23 protein-coding genes, 2 tRNA genes, 4 pseudogenes and 1 other annotated feature are annotated in these 25,325 nt (G+C 71.0%); of the genes and pseudogenes, 15 read left to right on the forward strand and 14 right to left on the reverse strand.

The window, feature by feature from the left end:
* The first annotated feature begins 64 nt into the window (after positions 1-64).
* On the forward strand, positions 65-751 hold the full coding sequence (locus ATL51_RS10070) for a DUF4352 domain-containing protein (protein WP_100878465.1): 687 nt from the start codon (positions 65-67) through the stop codon (positions 749-751).
* Between the two features lie 499 nt (positions 752-1,250).
* Here ATL51_RS10070 and ATL51_RS10080 read toward each other — a convergent pair whose 3' ends face one another.
* The 7 genes and pseudogenes from ATL51_RS10080 to ATL51_RS10110 all read right to left on the reverse strand — a co-directional run.
* Entirely contained in the window at positions 1,251-1,493 is a 243-nt protein-coding gene (locus tag ATL51_RS10080) for a hypothetical protein (protein ID WP_100878467.1), read from the reverse strand.
* 110 nt (positions 1,494-1,603) lie between these two features.
* Positions 1,604-3,052: a PucR family transcriptional regulator gene (locus ATL51_RS10085; RefSeq protein ID WP_100878468.1), complete on the reverse strand. Its 1,449-nt coding sequence runs from the start codon at positions 3,050-3,052 to the stop codon at positions 1,604-1,606.
* An 815-nt stretch (positions 3,053-3,867) separates the two neighbouring features.
* A complete protein-coding gene (locus tag ATL51_RS10090; RefSeq protein ID WP_157818300.1) occupies positions 3,868-5,187 on the reverse strand; it encodes a hypothetical protein in 1,320 nt (439 codons plus the stop codon).
* Between the two features lie 24 nt (positions 5,188-5,211).
* Positions 5,212-5,706, reverse strand: a complete 495-nt coding sequence (locus tag ATL51_RS10095) for an STAS domain-containing protein (RefSeq protein WP_100878470.1) — start codon at positions 5,704-5,706, stop codon at positions 5,212-5,214.
* 169 nt (positions 5,707-5,875) lie between these two features.
* Complete coding sequence (locus ATL51_RS10100; protein WP_208622965.1) at positions 5,876-6,115, reverse strand: antibiotic biosynthesis monooxygenase; 240 nt, start codon at positions 6,113-6,115, stop codon at positions 5,876-5,878.
* 68 nt (positions 6,116-6,183) lie between these two features.
* A complete protein-coding gene (locus tag ATL51_RS10105; protein WP_100878472.1) occupies positions 6,184-7,332 on the reverse strand; it encodes a glutathione-independent formaldehyde dehydrogenase in 1,149 nt (382 codons plus the stop codon).
* A gap of 48 nt (positions 7,333-7,380) precedes the next feature.
* Positions 7,381-7,668, reverse strand: a pseudogene (locus tag ATL51_RS10110) (DJ-1/PfpI family protein); the annotation flags it as partial.
* Between the two features lie 1,327 nt (positions 7,669-8,995).
* On the opposite strand from ATL51_RS10110, the gene ATL51_RS10115 reads away from it, so the two are divergent.
* Positions 8,996-9,262 carry a GlsB/YeaQ/YmgE family stress response membrane protein gene (locus ATL51_RS10115; RefSeq protein ID WP_100880617.1) on the forward strand — a complete coding sequence of 89 codons (267 nt, stop codon included), beginning with the start codon at positions 8,996-8,998 and terminating at the stop codon, positions 9,260-9,262.
* 17 nt (positions 9,263-9,279) lie between these two features.
* Positions 9,280-11,409 (forward strand): amylo-alpha-1,6-glucosidase, encoded by a 2,130-nt coding sequence (locus tag ATL51_RS10120; RefSeq protein ID WP_322789672.1) that lies wholly within the window; start codon positions 9,280-9,282, stop codon positions 11,407-11,409.
* Positions 11,410-11,810: 401 nt separating this feature from the next.
* Here the strand turns inward: ATL51_RS10120 and ATL51_RS10125 are convergent, their stop codons facing one another.
* The 3 genes from ATL51_RS10125 to ATL51_RS10135 form a co-directional block, all read right to left on the reverse strand.
* Positions 11,811-13,001: a glycosyltransferase family 4 protein gene (locus ATL51_RS10125; RefSeq protein WP_301548978.1), complete on the reverse strand. Its 1,191-nt coding sequence runs from the start codon at positions 12,999-13,001 to the stop codon at positions 11,811-11,813.
* A gap of 649 nt (positions 13,002-13,650) precedes the next feature.
* Complete coding sequence (locus ATL51_RS10130) at positions 13,651-13,926, reverse strand: hypothetical protein (protein ID WP_157818301.1); 276 nt, start codon at positions 13,924-13,926, stop codon at positions 13,651-13,653.
* A 310-nt stretch (positions 13,927-14,236) separates the two neighbouring features.
* Positions 14,237-14,443, reverse strand: coding sequence for a hypothetical protein (locus ATL51_RS10135; protein WP_157818302.1), 207 nt, complete (start codon positions 14,441-14,443; stop codon positions 14,237-14,239).
* A 108-nt stretch (positions 14,444-14,551) separates the two neighbouring features.
* Here ATL51_RS10135 and ATL51_RS10140 point away from each other — a divergent pair, with 108 nt between their 5' ends.
* The 9 genes and pseudogenes from ATL51_RS10140 to ATL51_RS10180 form a co-directional block, all read left to right on the forward strand.
* Positions 14,552-14,866: a hypothetical protein gene (locus tag ATL51_RS10140; protein ID WP_100878477.1), complete on the forward strand. Its 315-nt coding sequence runs from the start codon at positions 14,552-14,554 to the stop codon at positions 14,864-14,866.
* A 173-nt stretch (positions 14,867-15,039) separates the two neighbouring features.
* On the forward strand, positions 15,040-16,035 hold the full coding sequence (locus ATL51_RS10145; protein ID WP_157818303.1) for a helix-turn-helix transcriptional regulator: 996 nt from the start codon (positions 15,040-15,042) through the stop codon (positions 16,033-16,035).
* Positions 16,036-16,200: 165 nt separating this feature from the next.
* Positions 16,201-16,476, forward strand: a pseudogene (locus ATL51_RS29370) (ANTAR domain-containing protein); the annotation flags it as partial.
* A gap of 103 nt (positions 16,477-16,579) precedes the next feature.
* Positions 16,580-16,867, forward strand: a pseudogene (locus tag ATL51_RS28655) (DJ-1/PfpI family protein); the annotation flags it as partial.
* 426 nt (positions 16,868-17,293) lie between these two features.
* Positions 17,294-18,127, forward strand: a complete 834-nt coding sequence (locus ATL51_RS10160; protein ID WP_100878480.1) for an aldo/keto reductase — start codon at positions 17,294-17,296, stop codon at positions 18,125-18,127.
* 204 nt (positions 18,128-18,331) lie between these two features.
* Entirely contained in the window at positions 18,332-18,505 is a 174-nt protein-coding gene (locus ATL51_RS10165) for a hypothetical protein (RefSeq protein ID WP_157818305.1), read from the forward strand.
* A gap of 85 nt (positions 18,506-18,590) precedes the next feature.
* Positions 18,591-19,037 (forward strand): hypothetical protein, encoded by a 447-nt coding sequence (locus tag ATL51_RS10170; RefSeq protein WP_157818306.1) that lies wholly within the window; start codon positions 18,591-18,593, stop codon positions 19,035-19,037.
* Complete coding sequence (locus ATL51_RS10175) at positions 19,034-20,203, forward strand: zinc-dependent alcohol dehydrogenase (protein WP_100878483.1); 1,170 nt, start codon at positions 19,034-19,036, stop codon at positions 20,201-20,203. The genes ATL51_RS10170 and ATL51_RS10175 overlap by 4 nt, the downstream gene beginning before the upstream one ends.
* Positions 20,204-20,295: 92 nt before the next feature.
* Positions 20,296-20,948: pseudogene (locus ATL51_RS10180) on the forward strand (IS3 family transposase); the annotation flags it as partial.
* Positions 20,595-20,729: a sequence feature (AL1L pseudoknot), on the forward strand. (Overlaps the previous pseudogene by 135 nt.)
* A gap of 176 nt (positions 20,949-21,124) precedes the next feature.
* Here the strand turns inward: ATL51_RS10180 and ATL51_RS10185 are convergent.
* A tRNA-Gly gene (locus tag ATL51_RS10185) sits at positions 21,125-21,198 on the reverse strand.
* A 120-nt stretch (positions 21,199-21,318) separates the two neighbouring features.
* Here ATL51_RS10185 and ATL51_RS10190 point away from each other — a divergent pair.
* Positions 21,319-21,888 carry a sigma-70 family RNA polymerase sigma factor gene (locus ATL51_RS10190; RefSeq protein WP_073575590.1) on the forward strand — a complete coding sequence of 190 codons (570 nt, stop codon included), beginning with the start codon at positions 21,319-21,321 and terminating at the stop codon, positions 21,886-21,888.
* Complete coding sequence (locus tag ATL51_RS10195) at positions 21,885-22,553, forward strand: anti-sigma factor (protein ID WP_301548979.1); 669 nt, start codon at positions 21,885-21,887, stop codon at positions 22,551-22,553. The genes ATL51_RS10190 and ATL51_RS10195 overlap by 4 nt, the downstream gene beginning before the upstream one ends.
* On the opposite strand, the gene ATL51_RS10200 is transcribed toward ATL51_RS10195, so the two are convergent.
* The 3 genes from ATL51_RS10200 to ATL51_RS10210 all read right to left on the reverse strand — a co-directional run bounded on the left by ATL51_RS10200 (position 22,546) and on the right by ATL51_RS10210 (position 25,070).
* On the reverse strand, positions 22,546-23,712 hold the full coding sequence (locus tag ATL51_RS10200) for an FtsW/RodA/SpoVE family cell cycle protein (protein ID WP_073575589.1): 1,167 nt from the start codon (positions 23,710-23,712) through the stop codon (positions 22,546-22,548). The two genes, ATL51_RS10195 and ATL51_RS10200, sit on opposite strands and share 8 nt — an antisense overlap.
* Positions 23,713-23,779: 67 nt before the next feature.
* Positions 23,780-24,385 carry a class F sortase gene (locus ATL51_RS10205; protein ID WP_100878484.1) on the reverse strand — a complete coding sequence of 202 codons (606 nt, stop codon included), beginning with the start codon at positions 24,383-24,385 and terminating at the stop codon, positions 23,780-23,782.
* Entirely contained in the window at positions 24,372-25,070 is a 699-nt protein-coding gene (locus ATL51_RS10210) for a CHRD domain-containing protein (RefSeq protein ID WP_073575587.1), read from the reverse strand. Before ATL51_RS10210 ends, ATL51_RS10205 begins: the two co-directional genes overlap by 14 nt.
* 162 nt (positions 25,071-25,232) lie before the next feature.
* Between ATL51_RS10210 and ATL51_RS10215 the strand changes: the two genes are divergently transcribed.
* Positions 25,233-25,309, forward strand: a tRNA-Pro gene (locus ATL51_RS10215).
* Positions 25,310-25,325 lie beyond the last annotated feature (16 nt).

Genomic DNA, 25,325 nt, shown 5'->3' on the forward strand with positions numbered 1-25,325 from the left:
AACAACCTTGATGATCCGCAGGTCCGAGCGCTAATGAGGGGGTGACGCGGCCGATAAGCGGTACGTGACTACGCCGCAGAGCCCCTACCAGGGCCACCCCCAGCAGCAGCCCTACTACGGCCAGTATCCGCCCCAGCAGGGCGGCCAGTACCCGCCGCAGGGCTACCCGCCCCCGCAGGGCCAGTACCCGCAGTACAACCAGGCCCCGCAGATCCCGCCGCCCGCGCCGAAGAAGAAGCGCACCGGGCTCAAGGTGACCCTCGGGATCCTGGTCGCGATCGTCGTCATCGCGATCGCCACCGGCGGTGGCGGCGACGAGCAGGCCCCGGCCGCCGCCTCGGGTGACGCGAACGCCGCCCCTGCCGCCGCCGGTGCCCCCTCGAGCGGAGACCAGCCGGTGAAGTTCGGGCAGGAGGCCACCTCCGGGGACCTGGTCATCTCGGCGTCCGCACCCGAGAAGGTCACCGAGTTCGGCATGACGCAGGCGTGCTCGACGGTCACCTACAAGAACAACGGGTCCAGCCCGGCGTCGTTCAACCCGTTCGACTGGAAGTTCACCACCCCGGCCGGGGTCGAGGCGTCCGCGTCGATCCCGTTCAACGCCGGGGCGAAGGCCCTGAACTCCGGTCAGCTCGCCCCGGGCGGCACCACCTCGGGGATGATCTGCGGCGACCAGCAGACCACCGACGTCAACGCGGTGAAGTACGCACCCTCGTTCAGCTTCTCCGACCCGATCACCTGGACGAACTGACCACCCTCCCCCCGAGCTGCGCGCCGAAAGCCGGGGTAGTCACGCACAACGACACGGCGCGCAACCGAGGCCCCCGCTGCAGCAGCCCTGCGGCGGGGGCCTCGTCATCTCCGCGGCAGGCCCCCGCCGCCATCGTCACCGCCGCGAGACCCGATCTCCAGGCGCAGGCGCATCCCGAGGGGCTCGCGTGGGGCTGCCGTAGCGTCGCGGCGATGCCTCCTTCCTCCTCCGCCCCCTCGACCAGCCAGGGGCGCCGTGAGCTGGGAGACTCGCCGGCCCTGACGCTCACCTCGGTCTTCAACTCCGTCGCCGGCCTTCTGGGGTTTCTGATCGCGGCGTGGGTGATGCCCCAGAACCAGGTCGGGCGGGGAACGGAGTGCCGCTGCGTCGCCGCGATCCAGCGGCGAGCCACCCCCCTGGTCCGCGACCCATCGGGCCCATCGGACCCATCCCCCGGGTATCGGACAGCCGGGATATCTCGGGCGGTAGGCGCGCCGGCTCAGGTGCCGACCTCGACCTCGAAGAGCAATCGCTCGAGGTCGAGAGGACGCCCGGCAAGGCCATCGAGGCGAAGGTGCTCACGGCGCCCCGCGGCGGCGTGCACCACAGCGCTACGGGCACGATCGAGGTGCTGGCGATCCAGAACGCGGAACCCGCGCAGGGTGCCGTGGTACGGGCGGCGCCATTGCATGATCGTCAGGTCGGTTCCTTCGATCGGGTGCAGGTACACGTGGTTGCCCATCCAGTCGGCAGACGTGCTGACGATAGGTCATCACCTCGTTTGGGTGGCGCGGACGTTCTGCGATGCAATCCGGCCGCCGGGTTCGGGGCCGAGCGCAGCCGCGGGCGCGGCTACGCGGGGCCGTTGCGGATCTGCCAGGCGCGGGTGGCGATGTGCAGGTTGAGGCGGGTGTCGACGGCTCGGAGGTCGTATCCGGTGAATTCGCGGATGCGGCGCAGCCGGTAGCGCAGGGTGCTGCGGTGGATGAGCAGCTCGTGCGCGGTGGCGTCGTAGTTGCCACCGCATTCGTAGTACTGCCAGAGGGTGGTGACGAGGTCGTAGTGGTGGGTCCTGTCGTAGTCGATCAAGTGGCCGAGCCATTCGCGGACGAACTCGGCGACTTCGAGTTCGGATTCTGCGGTGCAGACCATGCGGTAGAAGCCGAGCTCGGCGAAGGTGGTGACACCGTCGCCGTGCGTCTGGCCCCGCTGGACGCGGAGTGCGCGGTGCGCTTCTCTGTGGGAGCGGGGTAGGTCGGAGGGGTGTGCGCAGGGCCGTCCGACACCGATGGCGACCTCGATGCGCGGCAGGGCGTCGCTCACCAGGCGGTGCAACTCCCGCCACTCGTACTCGACCGTGTCGCTCCTGGTGGGTGCAACGACAACGATCGAGCCCCCGCGGCGGCCGGTCAGCGCCCGGGACCGGGTGATCCTGACGAGAGCCTGGTCGACGGCCCGGGCGACCCGCTCCGGCTTGTCCGAGCCCGTGCAGCCGATCATCAGGATCTGGTGGGGTGGGTGGAGGTCGTGGTCCAGGGCCGCCGATCGTGCGAGCGCGCTCTGGTCATCGGTGCCGGTGAGCAGGTCGTCGACGAGGTTGCCGCGCAGCCGCAGCTCGATCTCCGCCAGGCTGCGTTTGTGGGCCATTTCCATGGCCAGCACGACAGCCGCGAACTCCAGCGCGAGTTTCTCGTAGGGCCCGGCGGTCCGCGACGGGTCGATCAGAGTGAGAACGCCGAGGACCTCGTCGCCCGGTTGGGCCACCGCGAGGACCCGGTCCCGCTCGCGCAACGGGCAACCGTTGCGCCGGACGCGGTTGAGCAGCTCCGCGCGATCGTGCGCGGCGCCCTGCCGGCCCGAGGCGGGGGCCTGGTCACCCGCCCACGCGAGCAGGTTGCCGAACTTGTCCTCGACCTCCACCGCCAGTCCGGTCAGCTCGTGCAGCACGGCGGCGATGGCGACCTCCCCACCCCCGGTCACCACCACGTCGATCAACAGCTCGTGAGCGCGGCTACGTCGTTCGAGATCGGCCAGCGCGGAGATGAGGTTGTCGTTGACCAACGCGAGTTGGTCGTGGCGTGCCTGCAGCTCGCCGGAACCAGCGGCCTGATCGGCGCGGTACAGAGCAGCACTGTGGAGCGCCGCACCGGCCTGCCGGGCCACCGCGCGGACCGGTTGCGGATCCACGTAGTTGTTTATGGCGGCAGGCTGGGCGGCGGCGATCTTGTTTGCTGGTCTCGGTTCGGGCGGGTGGAGCCCGGTTCCGGGTCCGCGCGGGTGATCACCGTCGGGGGTGCTCATGGTGATGTCTGGTCATCGGGGGCCGGAGTGCGCACTCGGTCGGCTGCGCTGCTGAATGATCCGGACGTCACCTGGGCTGACGGGCGCCAGCCCCTGCCCGACCAGAGCGGTTGACCGGTCCTGCTGCGTGTCGAGCCGGTTGAGAGGGGGGGTTCGGAGAGCAGTTGGTCGCGGGCGACCAGCAGGGCGAAGTCGGCCCCGGTGAGGTCGCCGGTTGCGAGGTGGGCGCAGGCGATGCGAGCGGCGGTGTCACCGAGCCTGGTCGGTCGGCTGGTGCTCGGTGCGGGCCGCAGGCGATGTTCGAGGTCGCCGGTCGATGCTGTCTGCTCGGCGGCCGAGAGGGTGCACAGCCACGCACGGCCGGCATCGACGGCCGCGGGCAGCGGGTCGGCCCCGGGCGGGGGCCGACCACGTGCGGTACCAGTACGGGGCCGAGGGGCGGCGGTGGCGGTCACCCTCGGGTGGGCGGAGGTGGGCATCGGTGTCCCTCTCAGGTCGGCCTGATCGTGAATCTGCAACGGGAGGCTGGGTCGCGCCGCACGTCCCGCAGGGGCGGCGTGTCGCCCGTGTGGCTCTTTCTCGAACAGCGTTGACGGTAGGCAGCTCGTGAGGTGTTCCCGAGCCGCAACCGACGGTGGAGGCAGTGTGGAATCGGCGCGGGTCCGAGGCAGCTGACCCGGCTCAGGGTGCGGGCGGTGATGGCTTCGTCCGTGGCGATCGCGCCGGTGGCGCACAGCAGGATCGAGAGCTCACCCGGGGTCTGCCCTGGGCCACACAGCGATCCGTGATGGACGGGTGCGCTGACAGCGGCTCGGTCAGGACGACGAGGACGGAGCTCCGCTGGCTCGGTCGTCCTGACCGATCCCGTCACGGCGCTGGCGTTCGCGGTAGCCGTAGGCCGCCCGCCGTACGGCTTCCTCGCTGTCGAGTCCGGATCCCAGCGCACCGGCGACGGTGGCCAGGCCGGTGGCCAGCCAGGCGAGCATCAGGTGGTCGGCGAGCTCGGGTGGGCGGCCCAGGCTCGAGCCGAGGACCGAGGGCTCGAGCAGGAACAGCGACCCGAGGAAAGTGAGGACGTACACGGCCGCAGCCATGACCAGCACGCCGATGCTCAACGTCAACACGGTGGAGGCGTTGTACAACAGGGTCTCCTCCCGCTCACCGTCGTCGTCGGCGCGTTCCCACAGGTGGTGGGCGCAAATGATCCAGGCGACCATCAGCGCGACCGACACCACTGTCGTCAGGACGAGTTTGCCCGTCCCGAGCTGGGTGGAGAGCAGCCAGACCGTCGTCGAGGTGATGGTCAGGTAAGCGCTGGTGCCCAGCACGGCGGCCAGGGCGGAGCGCATGCCCAGGACGAGGCGCCAGGGCTGGTTGGTGCGCACCATGCCGGCGAGCAGGCGGGCCCGACCGCGCCATGGTGTCGTCACGTAGCGTCGGGTGTGCCGGTCGTCCCCGATGTCGACGACGCGGACCGGGTGCAGATATCTCGCGCTCACGCGCCCGACGCGGCTCGGGTGGTCCTGCCCACGTTCGAGGCCGGCGTCAGCGGTTCCGGTGAGGTCGGCGACCAGGCGCACGACGGCATTGCGGACCTTCTGGTGCTGCAGGAACGGTCCGAATCCGGGTAGCGAGAGGCTGGCGACGCGCCGGTCGTGATCGAGGTCGGCAACGATCGGACGATCCTCGTACTGCATCGGGAGGTCGGTGATGTAGACGCCGACGTCCCACCCGGTGTCGGCGATCCGGTCAGCCACGGCATCGAGGACTTCCTCGGGGTCCTGTGCCGAGGCGGTGACCGGGAGGGTCATCGTCCGCAGCTCCCACACGATGTCGCTGCCGATCTGCGCCCCCAGCATGTCCGGGAGGTCGTCGACCAGCTCGGCGGCGATCTCCGCGGGGGTGTCAGGGTCGGCGAGTAGCCCGACGACGAGAGTCCGTCGACGATCCTCAGTGGTCGAGCCAGAAGCTGCTTGCTGGTCGAGGCCCGTCATGTATTCCTCCTCACTGCGTGCCGCCGACTCCCGGTGGCGATCCCACTGGCGATCTCGATGGCGATCTCGTTGGCAACGGTGAGCCGGATCCACGCCCAGCCGCCGCAGCCCCCGGGTGGCCCCGGCCGGAATCAGCCGCACGATCAGGTAGCCGACGATCAGTGGTCATGTCGGTGGCCGGGCCCGAGCGTGGGGTCGGGTCGGCCGTGGCAGGTCGAGACGCGGCCCCACGAAATCCGGGACGTGTGCGCCTCGTTCGACGGTGCTGGTGGTAGAGGTGCCGGTAATGAGCATCTGCAGGGCCACCTCGGCGGTAGGGAAGGTCCGGAACCCGGACAGCAGCCGGCGGGCCCGCAGCGGCAATTGCGCAACCCTGCCCTGGCAGCCGCTCAGACACACCCCGATGCCGCGCTGTCCGGCCGTGTACGGGGCATGCCGCAGCGACTCGAGACCACCCGGCTCGAAGCACCGCACCTGCTCGATGTCGAGTACGAGGTCCGTCACCGCCTGATGCCGTCCCGCGATCAGGTCCAGTTGCGCAGCGACCAGGCGCAGCACACTGGCTGCGGCAGCCTGGTCCAGCCGCCCGGCGACCCGGATCAACCGCACCGCCGGGATCGGCGCCTCCACGATGACCTGTAGACCGTTGTGATCGTGCACCGGACTCGCCTCCCCGGCTCGTCGTTGTCGGCCGCAGCGCCCGCCCCGGGGGGGGGGCGACCTTCCGAGTGCGCTGACGTGAACGGGCGGCGCGGCCCACCGCGCCAGGCGTCGAACCTGCACAGGGCCGGCCGCTTCCCGCCCTTGCCCGTCGTCACGTGGGTCGTGATCAGAGGGGCAGCGCTTCTGCGTTCACGTCGACCGGCTCGATCGTCGGTGGGGGGAACAGGACCCCGGTGTTGTTCTTGAGGGCGTGGGCGACCTCGCCGGAGAGGTGGGTCTGACGGCCGGAGTCGTCGGGGAAGGCGTCGTCGATGCCGAAGGACGGAGGTCCGAAGCGGACAGCGAACCACCGCACGATGTCGGGCTCCTGCTCCACGATGCCGAGCCCTTGCTGCAGGACTCGCACCCTGTGTGGGTCCGCTCGGCCCACCGCAGCATCCACTCCGCCACGGGTCGTGGCGTCCGACCGGTTGATCAGTTGGGCTGGGTGGGGTTGAGGACGACCTTGGTCCAGCCCTCGTCGCGGGCGTCGAAGTGCTGGTAGGCCTCCGGCGCCTGGTCGAGGGTCAGGTTGTGGGACACGATCCAGGACGGGGTGATCTTGTCTTCGGCGATGAGGTTGCGCAGGTGACGGTTGTAGCGCTTGACCGGCGCCTGCCCGCAGCCCATCTGCTGGCCCTTGAACCAGAAGTCGCCGAAGTCGAAGCGGGCCTTGCCCTGCTGGGCGAGCTCGTCGGGAGCGCCGGGGTCCTGCGGGACGAACACGCCGACGGTGCCGATTCCACCGGCGAACTTCACCGAGGCGACCAGGTTGTTGAGGGTCAGCGCGTTGTCCTCGTTGCCCTGGGGGTCGTGGGCCTGGTAGCCGACGCACTCGGCGCCGCGGTCGGCGCCGCGGCCGCCTGTCTGCTCCATGACCTGGTCGACCGGGGAGCCCTTCGAGTCGTCGATCGGGATCGCGCCGATCTGTTCGGCCAGCTTGAGCCGGTCGGGGTGGCGGTCGACGACCATCACCTTCGCCGCGCCCTTCACCGTCGCCGACAGGGCGGCCATCAGCCCGACCGGGCCACCGCCGTAGATCACGATCGTCTCGCCGGGCGTCAGCCCGGCCATCTCCACCGCGTGCCAGCCGGTGGGCAGGATGTCGGAGAGCATCGTGAAGTCGTTCTGCTTGCTCTTGGCTTCCTCGGGCAGGCGCAGGCACTGGAAGTCGCCCCACGGGACGCGCAGGTACTCGGCCTGCCCGCCGGCCCAGCCGCCCATGTCTGCGAAGCCGTAGGCGCCCCCTGCGACGCCCGGTTCGTTGGCGGTCAGGCAGTAGTTGGTCAGCCCGCGCTCACAGTTGTTGCAGTGCCCGCAGCTGACGTTGAACGGGACGGAGACCATGTCCCCTACCCGGATCTTGTCGACGCCACCGCCGACCTCGACGACCTCACCGAGGTTCTCGTGGCCGAAGATGCGGCCCTGATCGAAGTCGGTGCGCCCCTCGTACATGTGCAGGTCCGACCCGCAGATGTTGGTCGAGGTGATCTTCACCAGCACGTCGGTGGGCTTCTCGATCCGGGCGTCGGGGACCTCGTCGACGCTGACCTGGCGCGGACCGTGATAGACGAGTGCCTTCATGAGCAAACTCCTTGGCTTGTTTCGGGTGCCGTGGCGGTCGGTGGTGGGTCAGGCGGCAGCCGGGACGGCCGCGAACTGTTCGACGATCGCCGCGCAGAACGCGGGCAGGTCGAACGGTGACCGGCTGGTGATGAACTGGCCGTCGACGCAGACCTCGTCGTCGACGACCTCGGCACCGGCGTCGCGCAGGTCGGTGCGGATCGAGGCCCACGACGTCAGTCGCCGACCGCGGATCACGTCGGCCTCGGCGAGGGTCCAGGGGCCGTGACAGATCGAGGCGACCGGCTTGCCGGTGCCCACGAACGCGCGCACGAACTCCACCGCGGCGGGGTCGGTGCCGGGTCCGGTCGGTCTGGTCGAGCACGGTGAGCCGATACTGGTCGGGTTCGACGGCCGTTCGGGTCGTGTCACCTTCCAGATGGGTTTCACCGTCGAGATGGTCGGGGCGTGGTCGACGGCCCCAACGGGGCCGGCCAGCAATGACGACATCGAAAATGCGCTACCTTCCGGTGCTCGCGAGAAACCTCGTGATGCGCTCAGTCGGCCCGGGGGCCACGGCGGGGCCAGGACGTTAAGGAACCGACAGCGTCAGACCAGAGCCGTTTCCGGCCGAGGCGGCGGTGCGGAATCGGTGCCACCCGGACCTGCCGCGCTCAGCGCGCGGCCAGGATGGCGGCAGGAGCCTCGCCGTAGTGGCGATAGGTAGTGGCCTGATCGTCTCCCCTCAGTGGCGGCTCTCAGCCTGTTACACATCTGCGGCGTCGACATGGGTCCACCGGGACGAACGCTCCGGCCGATCCTCGGCCTGCGAGCGCAGTCCTCCAGCCGCCGGAGGAGAAGAAGGCGAGGCGGCGGCGCCGGGACGCGTCGGCCGTGAGAGTCCACCGAGCTGCTTGTCGCCCTCGTGCAGTTCGGCCAGCAGCTCCAGGTCGGCCGGCCTGACCGCGCTGCGCGGGGTGCGCCGAAACGGCCGCGTTCAGTGCAGCGGACGGGTCAGGGTGGCGGGGGGCCTCGCCGTACTGGCGTCGGTAGGTGGTGGCGCAGCGGCCCGGGTGGCTGAAGCCCCACAGGTGGCGACGTCGATGACCCGGATCCCGCCGCCGGGGTCGGCGACGGCCAGGCCGCGTGGGCACGGTCGAGGCGCACGTTCTGCAGGTACTGCTTCGGGGACCGGTCCCTCGTGCTGCCTGGGCCTTACCGGTTCTGGCGGGGAACGGTAACGGCGCCGAAGACCACGCCTGTGCCCAGCGCCGACCTCGCCCGCGCAGATGCATACGTTGCGGACGGACGCGCGCCCCACCGCCGGGCGGCTGACGCCGCCGATAACGACAGCGCCGCCACTGGCAGGACGACGCCAGGACTCTGCTTCGTGGGCCGTCGAGCCCCTGTCGGAACCGTCGCCGAGCCACAGCCGGCTGCTCCCGGTACATCTGGCCGGCCCACATCACGGTCACGCCGCGGTGGTCTTTGCGCCGGACCTGACCGGAGCAGGGGACGCCGGCCTCGCACGGCAGGACAAGCGGGGTCGTGGATTCTCGGCCCGGCGTGACCGCGACGGCCGGCGGGCGCCCGGCGGAACGTAGAGGCCTTCGCGGGATACCCGGCCGGGACCGGCCTGCCCGCGACCCGCGGAGACGATCGGGAGCTGAACGAGGGAGCGATCATGGGAATTCTCGGGTGGATCGTGCTGGGGTTCGTCGTGGGTGCGCTGGTCAAGCTGGTCGTGCCCGGCGACGACCCCGGTGGTGTCGTCGTGACGGGCCTGCTGGGAATCGTCGGTGCCCTCCTCGGCGGGCTCGTCGGCCGCACGCTGTTCGGGGCCGGTCTGGGCGACTTCTTCGACCTCCGGACATGGGTGCTCCCGTTCGTAGGTTCGTTGATCCTGCTCGGTGTCTACCGCCTGGTGGCCCGCCGGCGAGCCCGGACGTGACGGGAACCGGCCGGACCGTGACCTCTGCAGGAAACGGTGTCTCGGACGAGGCTCCGCCACGGGTCAGCGGCGACGGCGGCACGACCACCCTTGTCGCGGGGACATCCTTCTGCCTGTCCGCGGGAGGGGGAGACGTGGCCCCGGGCGGAGTGCAGGGTCTCTATGTCGACGACACCCGGGTGGTGTCGGCCTGGCGGCTGCTCGTCGACGGGTCCCCCGTCGAGCCCCTTGATGTCCTCGAGTGCGAGCGGTTCCGCGCCAAGTTCGTCGGACGCACGCCAGCACGGACTGGGCGGGCCGACGCCACCCTCCTCGTCGAGCGCACCCGCAGCGTCGGCGAAGGGATGGTTGAGGAGGTCCGCATCCGCAACCTCGCTGCGGAGGCGGCCGGGTTGACAGTCGAGCTGCAGGTGGAGGCCGACTTCGCCGATCTCTTCGAGGTCAAGGAGAGTCGCGTCGACACTCGTCCGCGAATCACACTCGAGCACGATGAGCATGCGGTGAGCTTCGTGCTCGCGTCCTGCCCGCACCGGTCACGGATGCGTGTGGTCGGTGACGGAGAGCCTGTGACGGCGGGGTCGACATTCCGGCACACAGTCGTCGTCCCGGGTCGATCGACGTGGACGACCCGCTGGACCGTCACGGTCGCGTTGGGGCCGCACGGAACACTGCCCGCGCTCGACGAGACGTCTCCGGAGGACGAGGCCGCCCGACGGATGGCCCGGTGGAGGCTGTCGGCGCCATCGGCCGAGTCCCCCCGGCCGGGTCTGGAGACCACGCTGCACACGAGCTCGGAGGACCTCGGCGCGCTCCAGATCGCCGATCCGGCCCACCCCGACCGCCGTGTCGTCGCCGCCGGCGCCCCGTGGTTCATGGCGCTGTTCGGTCGCGACTCGCTGCTGACCAGCCTCATGGCGCTCCCGATAGACCAGGAGCTCGCCCTGGGGACGTTGCAAACGCTCGCCGACCTGCAGGGTAGAAGGGTCGAACCGCTCACCGAGGAGGAGCCCGGCCGGATCGTTCACGAGGTGCGGTGTGGTCGGGAGGGGAGCGTCGGCCGGGTCGGGTCTTCCGCGTACTACGGCACAGTGGACGCCACGCCCTTGTTCGTGGTGCTGCTGGGTGAGCTGCACCGGTGGGGTCTGGCCGGCACTGAGCTCCGCGAGCTGCTGCCGGCGGCGGACCGGGCGATGGCGTGGGTGCAGCACTACGGCGACCGCGACGGCGACGGCTTCGTGGAGTACCGGCGGGCCTCCGACCGCGGGCTGGTCAACCAGGGCTGGAAGGACTCCTTCGACGGGGTCTCGACCGCGAGCGGTCGGATCGCCGAGCCGCCGATCGCCCTGGCCGAGGTGCAGGGCTACGTGTACGCCGCGCACTGCGCGCGGGCCGAGCTCGCGGCGGCGGTCGACGACCCCGCAACCGCGGTGGATCACCAGCAGCGCGCCGAGGCGCTCCGCGAGCGCTTCGACGAGCAGTTCTGGTTGCCCGACCGCGGGTGGTACGCGATGGCGCTCGACGGCGAGAAGAGTCCGGTGGACGCGCTGACCAGTAACATCGGCCACTGTCTGTGGTCGGGGATCGTGCCGCCGGAACGGGCCGGCGAGGTCGCCCGGCACCTCGTGGGGGAGACGATGTGGACCGGCTTCGGTGTGCGGACACTGGCGTCGGACATGGGTGCCTACAACCCCATGGGCTACCACACCGGATCGGTGTGGCCGCACGACAACGCGCTGGTGGCCGCCGGGCTCATGCGCTACGGATTCGTGTCCGAGGCGCAGCAGGTGGCACTGGGGATCCTCGATGCCGCCCGCGCCTTCGGTGGCCGCCTGCCCGAGCTGTTCTGCGGCTTCGATCGTGGCGAGTTCCCGGCGCCCGTGCCCTACCCGACATCGTGCTCACCGCAGGCCTGGGCAGCGGCGACCCCGGTCTCCCTGCTCCGGACACTGCTCCGGTTCCACCCCGACCTCGGGAACGGACGGCTCGGTTTCCACCCGGCGCTGCCGGAGACGATGGTGCCGTTGCGGGTCGGCAACCTGGCGCTGGCCGGGTCGCGGCTGGCGCTCGAGGTGGTGGATGCGGACCGGTGGGACGTGCACGGTCTGCCGCCCCACGTGGCGCCGACGCCGCCGCCCGGTCGTGCCTGACCAGTGCCTCGTCAGTAAGGGTTCGTCGTGGTAACCGGGTCGGTCTGATCGACCGCGGCTGGACGCTGAGGGCTGTCCGGTGGAGGTGGGTGATGCCACGGAATCCACACAGATCACCCGGCCGCCGGTTCCTGCGCCGGCTGCGGCTCCGGTTTCCGGCCGGGCGGCCGCATGTGATGTGCGACAGCTTCTTCGCGCACCATAAGCCCAGATCGTCGCCTGGTGCGCCGACCACGACGTCGAGCTGGCGTTCACCCCGACCAACGCCTCCTGGCCGACTCTCGCGTTTCATGGGTCGCCGTCGCCACGGCGGGAAGCCGGGGGGCCGCCGTCTCGGACCAGAGTGTTACTCACCCCTGGGCGGTGGCGTCTCTACCAACGCCGCCCGGTCGCGCGCTCGCTCATGACGCCGGGCGGGAGGCGGCCAACCTCTCGCCGGTCGCGGCGGCTCGGCGATAGACTCGTTCGTAGCCGGCAGCGAGCGCGGTGTCGGAGAACCGATCCTCGACGGTGGCCCGACAGACCCGCGGATCGAGTTCGTGTGCTCGCAGCAGCGCCGCGGGCAGCTCCTCGGGCCGATCACACACCCAGCCCGTCCGCCCGTTTCCGACTACTTCGGGCACCGCGCCCCGTCGCAACGCCACGACAGGGGTCCCGCACGCCATGGCCTCGATCATCACCAACCCGAAGGGTTCCTCCCAGTCGATGGGGAACAGCAGGCAGCGTGCGCCGGCCAGGAGCTCGACCTTGCGCCGCCCGCCGACCTCGCCGATCCACTCCACGTCGCCGCCGAGCCGCGGCGCGACGGCGTGCTCGAAGTAGGCCAGCTCGACGTCTTCGCGGCACTTGGCCGCCATCACCAGGGGAATGCCCGCCGCACGGGCGGCGTCGATGGCCCATACCGGGCCCTTGTCCGGGCTGATTCGTCCGAGAAAGACGGCGTAGTCGCCCTTCGCAGCGCGGAACGGGAAGCGCTCGGGGCGGACGCCGTTGGGCACCGTCGCCGCCCACCGGGCCGTCGGGAGGCTCTCACGCTGGGCGCGCGAGAGCGCGACGAGCGAGGCGCGAGTCGAGAGCGTGCGGTAATACCCGCCCAGGCCGCCGCACACCGGTCCGTGGGCGGTGACCACTGCGGGGAGCTCATTCGACGCGGTGATCAACGGGCCGGCGAGCGTGTTGTCGTGGACCACGTCGACGGCGAGGTCGGCCAGCAGCTCGGGGAGCTGCGCCGCCTGGACCACCTCGGGGAGCGCTTGTCCCATCAACCGGGGATCGGCGACCGGGCCGGTCGATTGGAACGCAGCGGCCGTCCCGTGGCGTCCTGGGGCCAGCAGGGTGACCTCGACGCCTCTCTGGACCAGGGCGTTCACGAGGTCCGAGCACATCGACTCCACGCCGCCGTATGCAGCGGGCGGTAGTTCCAGCCACGGAGGGGCAACGACCGCGACTCGTAGCGGGTCGGCGGTGCGCTCGCCGTCGGCAACCTCGAGCGCGTCGATCGTCGGGAGCCGACGTGCTGTCGTGATGCCTTGCCTGCTCGGTACCGGGTCGATCACACCGACCGCAGATGCCGTCTCTGCCGACCTGGTCACCCGTATCTCCTCGCACTTGATCGCTCTGGTCCTCAGATACGGTGCCGGTGCGTCCTCGCCGGCACATCGACTCGTCAGATCACATCTGTGCGGTGGTGCCGCGCCCCGGGGGCCGAGCCCGGTCAGGCCGGTGCGTCCGATGGAGGATCCACCTCGCCCCGGCGTATCGATATCGCCACGGTGATGTCCGACGGTCGTACGGGATCGCCAGGGGCCAGTCGCGATCACACGCCGTACTTTGCGCTTCCTCGCAGGTTCGGCAGTCCCGGGTCTACAAGGTCCTGCCCTACCCCGGTGCCGACACCACCGGCTGCGACCTGCCCACGGCCGCCACGGTGGGCCGCCATATCGTCACCCCCGACGCGAGCGAGGTCCTGAACCCCTGTCCTGCACCGGTACCGCCCGCAACACCAGCAGCCTGCACAGTGCGGTTGCGCAGCTCGACTGCACCCTGACCGGCGGTTCGTCCGGGTCGGCATGGATGACCGACCTCGACCCGACAACGGTCCTGGGTTCGTCACCGCGGTCGAGTCGATCGGCGGGGACTCCTCCGTCAGCGGCCCATCCCTGGGTGTCGAGGCCGAACGGCTCTACCGCGCGGCCGACCACACCTGAACCCGCCGATTCCTACGGCCGGTGGAGACGTGGGTCATCGGGTGCCGTCGTAGAGCTGCTGGGCCCGTGAGCGGGACAGCCCGAGCTCGGCGGCGATCCGGCCGTAGCTCATCCCCTGCTCGTCCTTCATCGCCTGCACCGACTCCCGGATCAACCCGGCCGGCTCCGAGACGAACCCCGAATTCTCCGCCAGCACCTCACCGATCAACCGGTGCCGCTCCGCAGGGTCCTCCACACCGCGCATCACCGCGATGATCTGCTCCGACATCTGCGCATCCAGCTCACACGCCGACTCCACCCGCTCACCCATGCCGGCCATCCCGTCGAGCTATGGGTCGAATACGCCTGCGACCTGCACGTCTCGCGACTGCAGGCGCCGCGGGAGCTGCTCGACCGTGACCGCGCCGCGCTCGACCGGCGCCGCGAGCAGCACGCCCTCGGCGCCGCCGGCCAGGTCTACGAACGGCCGGGCCCGCTCGCGACCGGTGCCACAGGCCGGCAACGCCTGCGCCGTGCCCTGGCCCTTGCCGCACCGTCTGGGGCGTGGGCAAGCTCCGGGACCGGGCCATCGTCCTGATCGCCGGGCCGGGTGGGCCGCCGCAGGCGTCCGCTCCCCCGTCTCAGCGGCTGTAGCGCTGGGGCAGCACGTCGCGGATCCCCGTCAGCTCGAGCTCACCGTCGCCGGTCTCGCCGGGATACACATATGCCTCGTTCTCCGCGACCTGGACCCGGAACTCCTGGCGCCCCTCGGCCAGGACCCGCGCGTATACCGCGGCGTCGCGGGCGGATTCCCGATCCTGACCTTCCCCGTGGTCAGTCCAGGCCACGCTCTCTGCGCCGGACCGCAGCACCCCTACCCGCCACCGCTCCATGGTCGTGAGCGTGACGCAGCGGGGCCCGGCTGCACCAGCAGCCGGGCCCGACCATCCACAACCGTGGCCGCGTGGACCTACTCGGTCGCTGCCGTGACGGTCCACCACGGTGCCGAGCACTACCGGTTCGCCGAACAGAGCGTGGTGGTGAACCGGCTTCGGAGCGCGTCCGGGGTCGGTGTGTTGCGCGAGGGGGTGGACGCAGCGGTGCTGGGCTGTCAGATCGCGTCGCTGATGGCAGGGCACCACCTCATCTGCGAGCGCAGCGACACCACCGACGAGCTCCCCTCCCAGGTCCGCGCCATGTGGTCGACGGTGTTACCGCTGGTCGCCACGGAGGACTGGGTCGCGCGTCACCCCACCTGCGTGCGCGCCTGAGCCCGGCCCGCCCGTTCAGCTACTCATCGCTTCCGCGCGGTTCCCTACCGGACGCCCTGCTCGTATCGTGACCGGTGACACACACCTGAGGGTCCGGTGCCGGTCCCCAGTTCGTCCCCGACGCGGCGAGCGCCCCGCCTGCCCGCGGTGTGCGGCTCCCCGGGGGTGCCCTGATGGGCGAGGACGACAGGCATGGTCTGTGGGTCCGGCCGTTGGTGCGCTGCGACGATGTCGACGACCTGGTGCAGCAGGTCACCGCGATCATGTCGCCCCACACCGTCCTCCCGGCCCGCGCGGGCGCGTTCACCGCGCAGGTCTGCGGTGCCCGCGCCCCGGGACTCTCGATGCTGGAGTTCGACTACCGGATGCCGGTGCGGATCACCGCGGACCCGTTGCCCGGATACGTGGCGGTGTGTCTCCCGCTATCCGGTTCGATGACCGCCCGCCACCAGGGTCGTCGGCTCGACGCGTGCGCCGGCGGTGCCGCGCTGGTGGGGACCCCGGCCTCGGAGCTGATGATGGACTGGGGTGAGGCGCTGCGGCTGCTGGTCCTGCGGGTCGATCTCGTTGCGCTGCGCTCGCTGGCCGCGCGGCTGGTCACCGACCTGCCCGAAGAACCGGACCTGCAGTTCGACCCGGCTATGGACATACCGGAGATCACCGCTGCGGTACTGGGACAGGCACAGCTGATGCAGCACATACTCGCCGGGGCCGGATCGGAGGCGGTGAACCCGCTGGCTGCGGCGCAGCTGCGCGAGCAGATCATGTACACACTGCTGCTGGGGCAGCCCAACAGCTGGACCCGGGCCTTGCGTCACCGCCCCGGACCCGGGCGCCACTCGGCCGTCGCCGACGCGGCCGAGCTCATGCGATCCCACCCCGATGATCCGCTGACCATCGAAGCGGTCGCGCGCTCGGTGGGGCTGTCGGTGCGGGCCCTGCACGCGGGTTTCTGCCGTGAGTTCGACCGGTCCCCGAAGCAGTACCTCCAGCACGTGCGTCTCGAGCGTGCCCACGACGACCTCGTCGTCGCCGACCCCGTCGACGGGCTCCGGATCATCGACGTCGCCCACCGGTGGGGCTTCAGTCACCCGGGACGCTTCGCCACCACCTACAGACGCCACTACGGCGAGCCCCCCGCCGCCACCCTGGCTCGCGCGCTGCGCTGAGGGCGGAGCGGCCCGTCGGTGGCCGCCGTTTCCGCACCGGTCGCCTCGCCGGAAACGTCTCTGCGACGACGCCGGGGCTCCCTAGCGTCATGGCGGCGCCATCGTCCCTGGTGGACCCGGCGCACCAGGAGATCGCCGCGAGCACCGGATGGGAGCACACCGTCGATGTCGACACTGCTGACCGGCCCCGATCGAGTCACGGACCACACCGGACAGCTCGGAGGCGACAGCACACGCACGGCGGCCGTCCGGTCCGACCAGAGCCGGATCACCCTGCTCCAGGACCAGGTCGAAGGCCTGACCCGCGCCCTGCGTAACCGCGACACGATCGGGCAGGCCAAGGGCATCCTGGTCGCCCACTACGACATCGGCCCCGACGAGGCGTTCACGCTGCTGGTCCAGGTCTCCCCGCACTCCGACACCAAGCTCGCCGAGCTCGCGACGGTCGTCGTCGCCGGGGTCCGCGAACGCGGTCCGGCGCAGCAGTGCCGGGTCGTGACCGAGGTCCTGGAGAGCCTGCTCGACCAGACCGAGCGGACCCGGCACCCACCCCGCCGCGGTGGAGTTCGTGCGCGCGTCCGTGAGCACCGGCAAGCCGGTCGCCTCGATCTGTCACGGCCCCTGGACCCTCGCCGAGGCCGACGTGATCCGCGGTCGGCGACTGACGTCGTGGTCCTCGATCCGCACCGACCTGCGCGACGCCGGTGCCGAGGTCGTCGACGACGAGGTCTGCGTCGACGGCCAGTTCATCACCAGCCGGTCACCGTTCGACCTGCCCGCGTTCTGCGCGGCGATCGTCGAACAGTTCGCGGCCGTCCCGGCTGCGAACTGACCCACCACCGACCGCCACCTTTCTACGACTCCGCCGCCGCACCGCCGGCACGGCTCGTCGGGTTCTTCGTCTACGCCACCGGCGAGGACACCTTCGGCCGCGACCTCGGCGTCCTCGCCGCGCTGATCGGGCGCGGCAGGCTCGACCCGCAGCTGGGCTCGGTCCGTGACTGGGCGGAGATCGCCGACGCCGTCGAGGCGCTGTGCCTGCGCACGGCCACCGGGAAGGCAGTACTGACCGAGCCGACGGGCGCCGGATGACGTTGGAACGACAGAAGGGGAAAAGGGGAATTGTGACATGACAATCCAGCAGGAGTCGGACTCCTCCCGTCGGTGACGCCGTCGGCGATCGACTCCATGGCCGGGAATGAGGGCCGGAAGTCGCGGCTCTCATCCCACCCGAGGACGCGGAAGGAAGTGATCGCGGATGCGACGAATCGCGCTGGCAAGAGGGGAAACCGTCCCCGTTCTGGGCCAGGGCACCTGGGGATGGGGCGAGGACCCCGGTCGCCGCGGCGACGAGGTCGCGGCCCTGCGCACCGGCCTGGACCTGGGCATGACCCTGGTCGACACCGCCGAGATGTACGCCGACGGCGGAGCGGAGGAGGTGCTCGGTGAGGCACTGGCGGGCCGCCGCGACGAGGCCTTCCTCGTCAGCAAGGTACTGCCGTCGAACGCGTCCCTTGCCGGCGCGATCGCGGCCTGCGAGCGCAGCCTGGAACGCCTGGGCACCGACCGGATCGATCTCTACCTGCTGCACTGGCAAGGCAGGCACCCCCTGGAGGACACCCTCGAGGCCTTCCAGCACCTGATCGAGGTCGGGAAGATCCGGTACTGGGGCGTCAGCAACTTCGACCACGCCGCCCTCACCGAGCTCCGAGACGTGTCGGGCAGCGAAGGACTGACCACGGACCAGGTGCTGTACAACCTGTCGCGGCGGGGGCCGGAATACGACCTGCTGCCGTGGTGCGCCGACCACGAACTGCCGGTGATGGCGTACTCGCCGATCGAGCAGGGGCGCATCCTCGGCGACGCGACACTCGGCGAGGTCGCGGCCGCCCACGGCATCAGCCCCGCTGCGGCGGCCCTGGCGTGGGTGCTGCGCCGCGACTCACTGTGCACCATCCCCAAGGCGAGCAGCCCGCAGCACGTGCGCGACAACGCCACGGCACTGGACGCGAAGCTGACCCGCGAGGACCTGGATGCTCTCGACCGTGCCTTCCCGCCGCCGAGCGGTCCGCGACCACTGGAAATCCTGTGATCCTGCCCGGGGGTGCAGCCGGTCAGCGCGACGACCACCAGGAAGCCCGGGGCAGAAATTCAGACCGAGATCGTAGAAGAGCCACCGACCCACTCACCGACCGAGTGCCACGGCGCCGGGTCGGACAGGGCAGAGGGGTGCCGAGCCGGACGGAGGCCCTGAGGTGAAACGGAGCAGGACCTGTTGGACCGGATCCAACACCTGGTGAAGCGGGAGACGTCGCTGCGCGCCCGGCGTGGCGACGGCCGGCTGAGCGGTCACGAGGAAGCCGAACGCCTTCGAGCGGCCTACGGCTACCGCGAACTCCAACGCCGCGACGAAGTCGGCCACGACGACGAGACCGGCGAAGCCGCTTCCGCGTCCTCGTCCGCGTCCTGACCGAGACCAGAGCGGTCCGTCGCAGCACCATCTGACCCCCGCGGACTGCGACATACCCAGCGACGTCAGACAGAAGGAGGAAACGATGAGCAAAGTGGTGGACGCCGCGACGACCGTGCCGAGATGGGCGGTCAAGGCGCTGCGCGGGCTGACCGGGGCCACCGACCAGCGTCCCGACAGGGCTGATGGCCCGGGGCGGTGGCTGGTGGTCACCGTCTACCGGAAGGCGGAGGACGTCCGGACCCAGGTGGACGACTCCGGCCCATTGAGCCGGATGCGCGGCGAGATCGAGCTGACGGTTCGCCCGGCCCCCGGCGACAAGGGCACCGAACTGGCCGCGCGCCCGACCACATCCGACGACGGCCAGGTCGACGCCCGACGCCGGCTTCGGGCCGCGTTGCGCGAGACCAAGTCGATCCTGGAGTGCGGCGAGGTCGTCGAACCATCCCGGCCGGGGTCGAGTCACCCCGGGCCGGCCGGACAACTGCTGCGCGCGGTCACCGCGCGGGCCTGGGGAGAGGGTCGACTGTGAAGGCACTGTGCTGGGAGGGCGTCGACAAGCTCGCCGTGGAACGGGTCCCCGACCCGCGGATCCAGAACGCGCACGACATGATCGTCAAGGTCCGCTACACCGCATCGTGCGGGTCGGACCTGCACCTGCTCGGCGGATACATCCCGGCCATGGAGGCCGGCGACGTGATCGGCCACGAATTCATGGGTGAGGTCGTCGAGACCGGCCCCGACGTCACCAAGCACCAGGTCGGGGACCGGGTGGTCGTGGTGTCGTTCATCGGCTGCGGCACCTGCTGGTACTGCGACAACGACCTGTGGTCGCTGTGCGACAACACCAACACCAACCCCGGCATCGGCCAAGGCCTGTGGGGCTACGAGCCCGGCGGCATCTTCGGCTACTCCCACGCCATGGGCGGGTTCATGGGTAGCCACGCCGAGTACGTCCGGGTCCCGTTCGCCGACCACGGCGCCTTCACCGTCCCCGAACAGATCGACGACCTGTCCGCGGTGTTCGCTTCCGACGGCGTCCCCACCGGCTGGATGGGCGCCCACCTCGGCGGTGTCCAGGCCGGGGACACCGTCGCGGTGTGGGGCGCCGGCGGAGTCGGGCAGATGGCCGCCCGCGCTGCCACGCTGCTCGGCGCCGAACAGGTCATCGTCATCGACCGCCTCCCCGAGCGGCTGGCCATGACCGCACAGCACGTCGGGGCGGAGACCCTCGACTACAGCCGTACCGACGTCGGCGCCGAGCTGCGGGAGCGCACCGGAGGACGGGGCCCGGACGTGTGCATCGAGGCCGTCGGCCAGGAGGCGCACACCCACGGCCCGGAGTACCTCTACGACAAGGTCAAGCAGCAGCTACGGCTGGAGAACGACCGGCCGATCGCGATCCGCGAGGCGATCATGTCGTGCCGCAAGGGCGGGTCGGTGTTCTCCCTCGGGGTGTTCGCCGGGCTGGTCGACAAGTTCCCGCTCGGCGCGTTGATGAACAAGGGACTGACCCTGCGCGGCGCGCAGCAACACGGGCAGCGCTACCTGCCGATGCTGCTCGACCGCATAGCCAACGGAGAGATCACCACCAGCCACCTGGCCACCCACGTCATGTCGTTGGACGACGGCCCACGCGGCTACGACATGTTCAAGAACAAGAAAGACGGCTGCGTCCGAGCGGTCTTCCAACCCTGACCTCGATAGCGACCGTGACGCCGGCCGGCGAGGTCGAGTGAGCCGCCCTGGGTGCTGTAGAGACTCTTGACCTCGGAAACGAGGATGGAGTCATGTCGTCAGATCGAACTGCGGGGAAGCCGACGACGCGGCGGTACTCGCAGGAGGAGAAGGCCGCGGCGGTGCGGATGGTCCGCACCCTGCGCGCCGAGCTGGGACACGATCACGGCGTGGTGAAGGGGGTGGCCGATCAGCTCGGCTACGGCGCGGAGTCGGTGCGGTTGTGGCTGCGCCGAGCCGACGTCGACGACGGCCACCAGCCCGGTGTGACCACCGACGAGGCAGCCCGGGTACACCAGCTCGAGCAAGAGGTCCGCGAACTGCGCCGGGCCCATGAGGTGCTCAAGCGGGCTGCGAGTTTCTTCGGGGCGGAGCTCGACCGCCAGTACTGCAGGTAGTGGCATTCGTCGACGCCCACCGCGACGACGTCGTGGAGAGGCGCCGGCTCGGGGTCGAGCTCATCTGCCGTGTGCTGCAGGTGGCCCCGAGCAGCTACTACGCCGCCAAGACGCGACCGTCCTCGGCTCGCGTGTTGCGTGACATCGACCTGACCCCGCGGCTGGTCACATTGTGGGAGAACAACTACCGCGTCTACGGGGCACGCAAGGTGTGGAAGGCCGCCCGCCGCGACGGCTTGGACGTCGGCCGTGACCAGGTCGCCCGCTTGATGCGCGCCGGCGCCCGGACACCGGGTCGATCCCGGCGTAGACCCGGACGCGGATGGTGCCACGCGGAACCGTGGTGATGCTGCCCCGGGCGCGAGCCGTGCTCGCGGGCTGTCGACCTGCCATGCAGTCAACGCTAGGACCGACTCGCACCACGTTTGATGCACGAAATCTGTCTCAAGATCAGAGCTGATCAGTGTTTACGCTGGTCAGGTGGTGGAGCGGGCGACGGGAATCGAACCCGCGTAGCCAGTTTGGAAGACTGGGGCTCTACCATTGAGCTACGCCCGCATGCCCCGATCTCGTCGATCAGGACCCCCGCAGCGTATCCCACTCCGCCCCTGTGAACACCCCCGCCCCCGGGTGCGTACACACTTGGGACAGGGACGTTCAGGAGGTTCGCAGACACCGATGAAGGCGCCCCACCGCAGGTTGCGCTCCGTCGACGCGCGCCCCGCCGAACCCGGGCTCGACTCCGAGCCGGGGCTCCGCGCCGCGTACACCGCGCACGGAGCCGAGCTCTACCGCTATGCCCTGCGTCAGCTGGGCGACGAGGGTGCGGCCCAGGAGTCCGTGCAGGAGGTCTTCCTGCGCGCCTGGCGTCGTGCCGACTCGTACGACCCGTCGGTTGCCAGTCTGCGGGTGTGGCTGTTCGCCATCGCCCGCAACGTGGTCATCGACGAGATCCGTAGGGTCGCGGCGCGGCCCTGGCGCCGCGGGCTCACCGACGAGCCCGAGACCGGGAACGACTACATCGGCCCTGCCGACGACGCCCTCGTCGACGGTTGGCTGGTCGAGGAGGCGTTGCGGCGGCTCCGTCCGGAGCACCGGCAGGCGATCGTCGAGGCATACCTGCGGGGGCGTCCACACGCCGAGATCGCCGCGGAGGCGGGGGTGCCCGTCGGGACGATCCGCAGCCGGGTCTTCTACGGGCTGAAGGCGTTGCGACTGGCGATGGACGAGATGGGGGTGGAACCGTGACTCCGGACGAGCACCGGGCGATGCGGGAGTCGTTGGGCGACCACGCGATGGGCCGGTTGGAGGGCCACGAGCTGGCGACCCTCGAGGCCCATCTGCAGGGCTGCCCGGCGTGCCGCGAGGAGCTGGCCGAGGTCGCGAGTGTGCTGCCCGCGCTGGGCCGTGTCGACCCCGGCCGGCTCGACCACACTCCCGCTCCCCCGCCGGATCTGGGCGACCGGATCGTGGCGGCGGCGCGGGCCGAGCGCCCGGCATCGGCCGGGGCCCGGACACGGAACCGGTGGGCTCCGGTCGCGGCGGCGGCCGCGGCCGCGCTGCTCGTCGGCGGCGTCGCCGGGTATCTGGTCGGCGACCACGACGGGATTCCCCGCGAGCCGGTCGCGGTCCAGGCGATGGATCCCACGGTGCAGGCCACGGCGGTCGCGATCCCGCACACCTGGGGCGTGGAGATCGTGCTCGACGGCGACGGGTTCCGCTCCGGTGCGACCTACCGCGTCGTCGTCGAGGCCGAGGACGGGCGTGAGGTGAGCGCGGGCGAGTTCATCGGGACCGGCGCGGCGCCGATGGTCTGCAACCTCAACTCCTCGGTGCTGCGGGCCGACGCGGAGGAGTTCCGGGTCGTCGACGTCGCCGGGTCCACGGTGCTGCGCGGCAGCCTGGCTACCTGACCCGGCGGGCGGCGTTGGCGACCAGCCCGAGCAGGAACAGGGTGCTGACCAGCGCCGTCCCGCCCGCGGACACCAGCGGGAGCTGCTGGCCGGTCACCGGCAGCAGGCCGACGACGTAGCCGACGTTCATCGCGGCCTGCACGACGACCCAGGTCACCGTCGCCGCCGTCACCAGCCGCAGGAACGGGTCCCGGGTGCGCGCGGCGACGCGCAGCCCCACCCAGGCGAGCAGCAGGTACAGCGCCAACACGGCGAGCCCGCCGACCAGCCCGAGCTCCTCGCCGATGACGGCGAAGATGAAGTCGTTCGCGGCGTTGGGCAGGTAGTCCCACTTCGCCCGGCCCTGCCCGAGGCCGGTGCCGAGCACGCCGCCGTCGGCGAGGGACAGCAGCGCCTGGCGGGACTGGTAGCCGGCGCCGAGCTCGTCGCCGGCGCCGAGGAAGGTACTGATCCGGTCGCGGCGGTAGTCCGCGGTGAGCCCCAGGACGGCGACGCCGAGCAGCGCCCCGCCGGACAGGCCGCCGAGCAGCACCAGCGGCGCCCCGGCGAAGAACAGCAGCGAGAGCACGATGACTCCGAGCGCCACCGTCGTGCTGAGCGCGGGTTGCAGCATGAGCAGTGCCCCGGCCAGCAGGGCGACCGGCACCAGGGGGAGGACGGCGTAGCGGCCGTGGCGCACGGCGCGCCCGCGCAATGCGAGCACGTGCGCGCCCCACAGCAGGAGCACGACCTTCGCCGCCTCGCCCGGCTGCACGGTGAACCCGGCGACCGAGATCCACCGGCGGGCACCGCCGCGGACCTCGCCGATGCCGGGGACCAGCACCAGCACCAGCGCGGTGAGACAGGCGAACAGCAGCCACGGCGTCCACCGTCGCAGCCGGGCCGGTGACACCCACATCCCGAGTGCGAACGCGCCGATCCCGAGCAGCAGGAAGATCAGGTGGCGGACGAAGACGGTGAGCACCATGCCGTCGGCGACGGTCCGCCCGCCCGCCGACGCCGACAGCACCATCACCACACCGACGGCCAGCAGGGCCCCCGTCGCGCCGAGCACGAGGTGCAGCGGCGGTACGGAACGCAGCCGGGCGAGCCGCGACGCCGGACGGCGTCGCGGCGTCCCGCCCGTTGCACGCGCGTCGCGCTGTCTCGGCACCGTCACCCGATCAGTGTCGCGCCGGACCGGGCACAACGGGCGGAACCGGACCGCACGGCGCGTCGGGCAACGGTCAGAGCATGCGGGCGTGCACGACGAAATTGTCGACGTAGCTGCGCTCGCCGCGGTCGAAGTCGCCCGCGCAGGTCACCAGGCGCAGCAGGTCCGGGGACGCCGCGCCGAACACCTCGAAGGTCGGGAACGCGTCCTTCGGAACCTGCTGGGTCCGCTCGATCGCGTAGCGCAGGGTCGTGCCGTCGCTGCGACCGACCTCGACGACGTCACCCGGTCCGAGGTCGCGCAGGTCGAAGAAGACCGCGGGCCCGCTGCGCGAGTCGACGTGTCCCATCAGGACAGTCGGTCCGGGGTTGCCGCCGCGGTCGAACCAGCCGACACGGTCGAAGTCCTGCGGGACCTCGGCGGTGTTGTCCGCGGCGACGCCGAGACGCACCAGACCCGGCTCGTCGACCCCGATGGCCGGGATCCGCACCGAGGTCGGCACCGCGGCCTCCCCCGGCTCGGCGACGACCGGCTCCTGCGTGACCGGGCCTGCCGGGCGCTCGGGCGCGGCGGGTGCGGCCGGCGCGGCGCAGCCTGCGAGGAGGAGGAGCAACGCGACGACGCCCGGGAGCAGCAGGGCTCCCGGGCGCCGGTCACGCGCGGTCTCAGCTCTGCGCACGACCCCGGCGGACCATCACGATGCCCGCACCGGCGGCCGCGGCGACGCCGGCGGCGCCGATCGCGTAGAGAGCGGTGGAGTCGGACGCGCCACCGGCGCCGGTCTCGACGCCACCCATCGGGACCTCTTGCAGCTGCCCACGGACGGTGCCCGCGGCGAACTCGGCGGTGTGCGTGTCGCCGGTGAACCCGGCCGGGTTCGCCTCGATCTGCTTGAGCGAGAAGCCGGTGCCGGTGTCCTGGCCGTTGTCACCCTCGAGCCCGGTGGTGAAGGGGCCCTGCATGCAGCCGGACGAGGTGCGGACGTCGCCGTCACCCTGGGGGTTCGGGAACGAGATCCGCGGCGGGCCGGGCTGGCCGGCGGCCGCCTCGTGGATGTGCGTCGCGGTCGCGGCCGGGCTCTGGTACTCGCCGGTGACGCCGCGCAGCGTGATGTCGTAGCAGATGACCTCGTCGTCGGAGTTGATCCGGAAGTTGAACTCTCCGGTGGCACCCGGCTGGCCGGGGACCGACGCGCCGTCGTTGTTGATGATGGTGTCAGGGGTGGCCATCACGGTGTACATGCTGGTGAACGAGTCCGGCTCGGGCACGTCCGCCTGCTGGGCGAAGGCGACGCCCGCGGTCGCGGCGAAGCCGAGGGCGGTCGCGGCGGTGACGGCGGCGAGACGGGGCAGGGTGCGACGCATCGGGGTGGGTCCTTTCCGAGAGGTTCACGAGGTTCGTCGTTCTTGCCCGTCTCTACGGACCTCGCAGTGGCCGCGTTCACGTGTCACCCGATCGTGCGGGCCCGACCACCTCGCGTGGAGCGCTGCGCGGTGGGGTGACGCCCCCGGCTAGACTCCGGCCGACGGGGTGTGGCGCAGCTTGGTAGCGCACTCGCTTTGGGAGCGAGGGGCCGTGGGTTCAAATCCCGCCACCCCGACCAGCGGAGACGTCACCGT

Origin of the sequence: Pseudonocardia alni (genome assembly GCF_002813375.1) — a bacterium.
Lineage (GTDB): Bacteria > Actinomycetota > Actinomycetes > Mycobacteriales > Pseudonocardiaceae > Pseudonocardia > Pseudonocardia alni.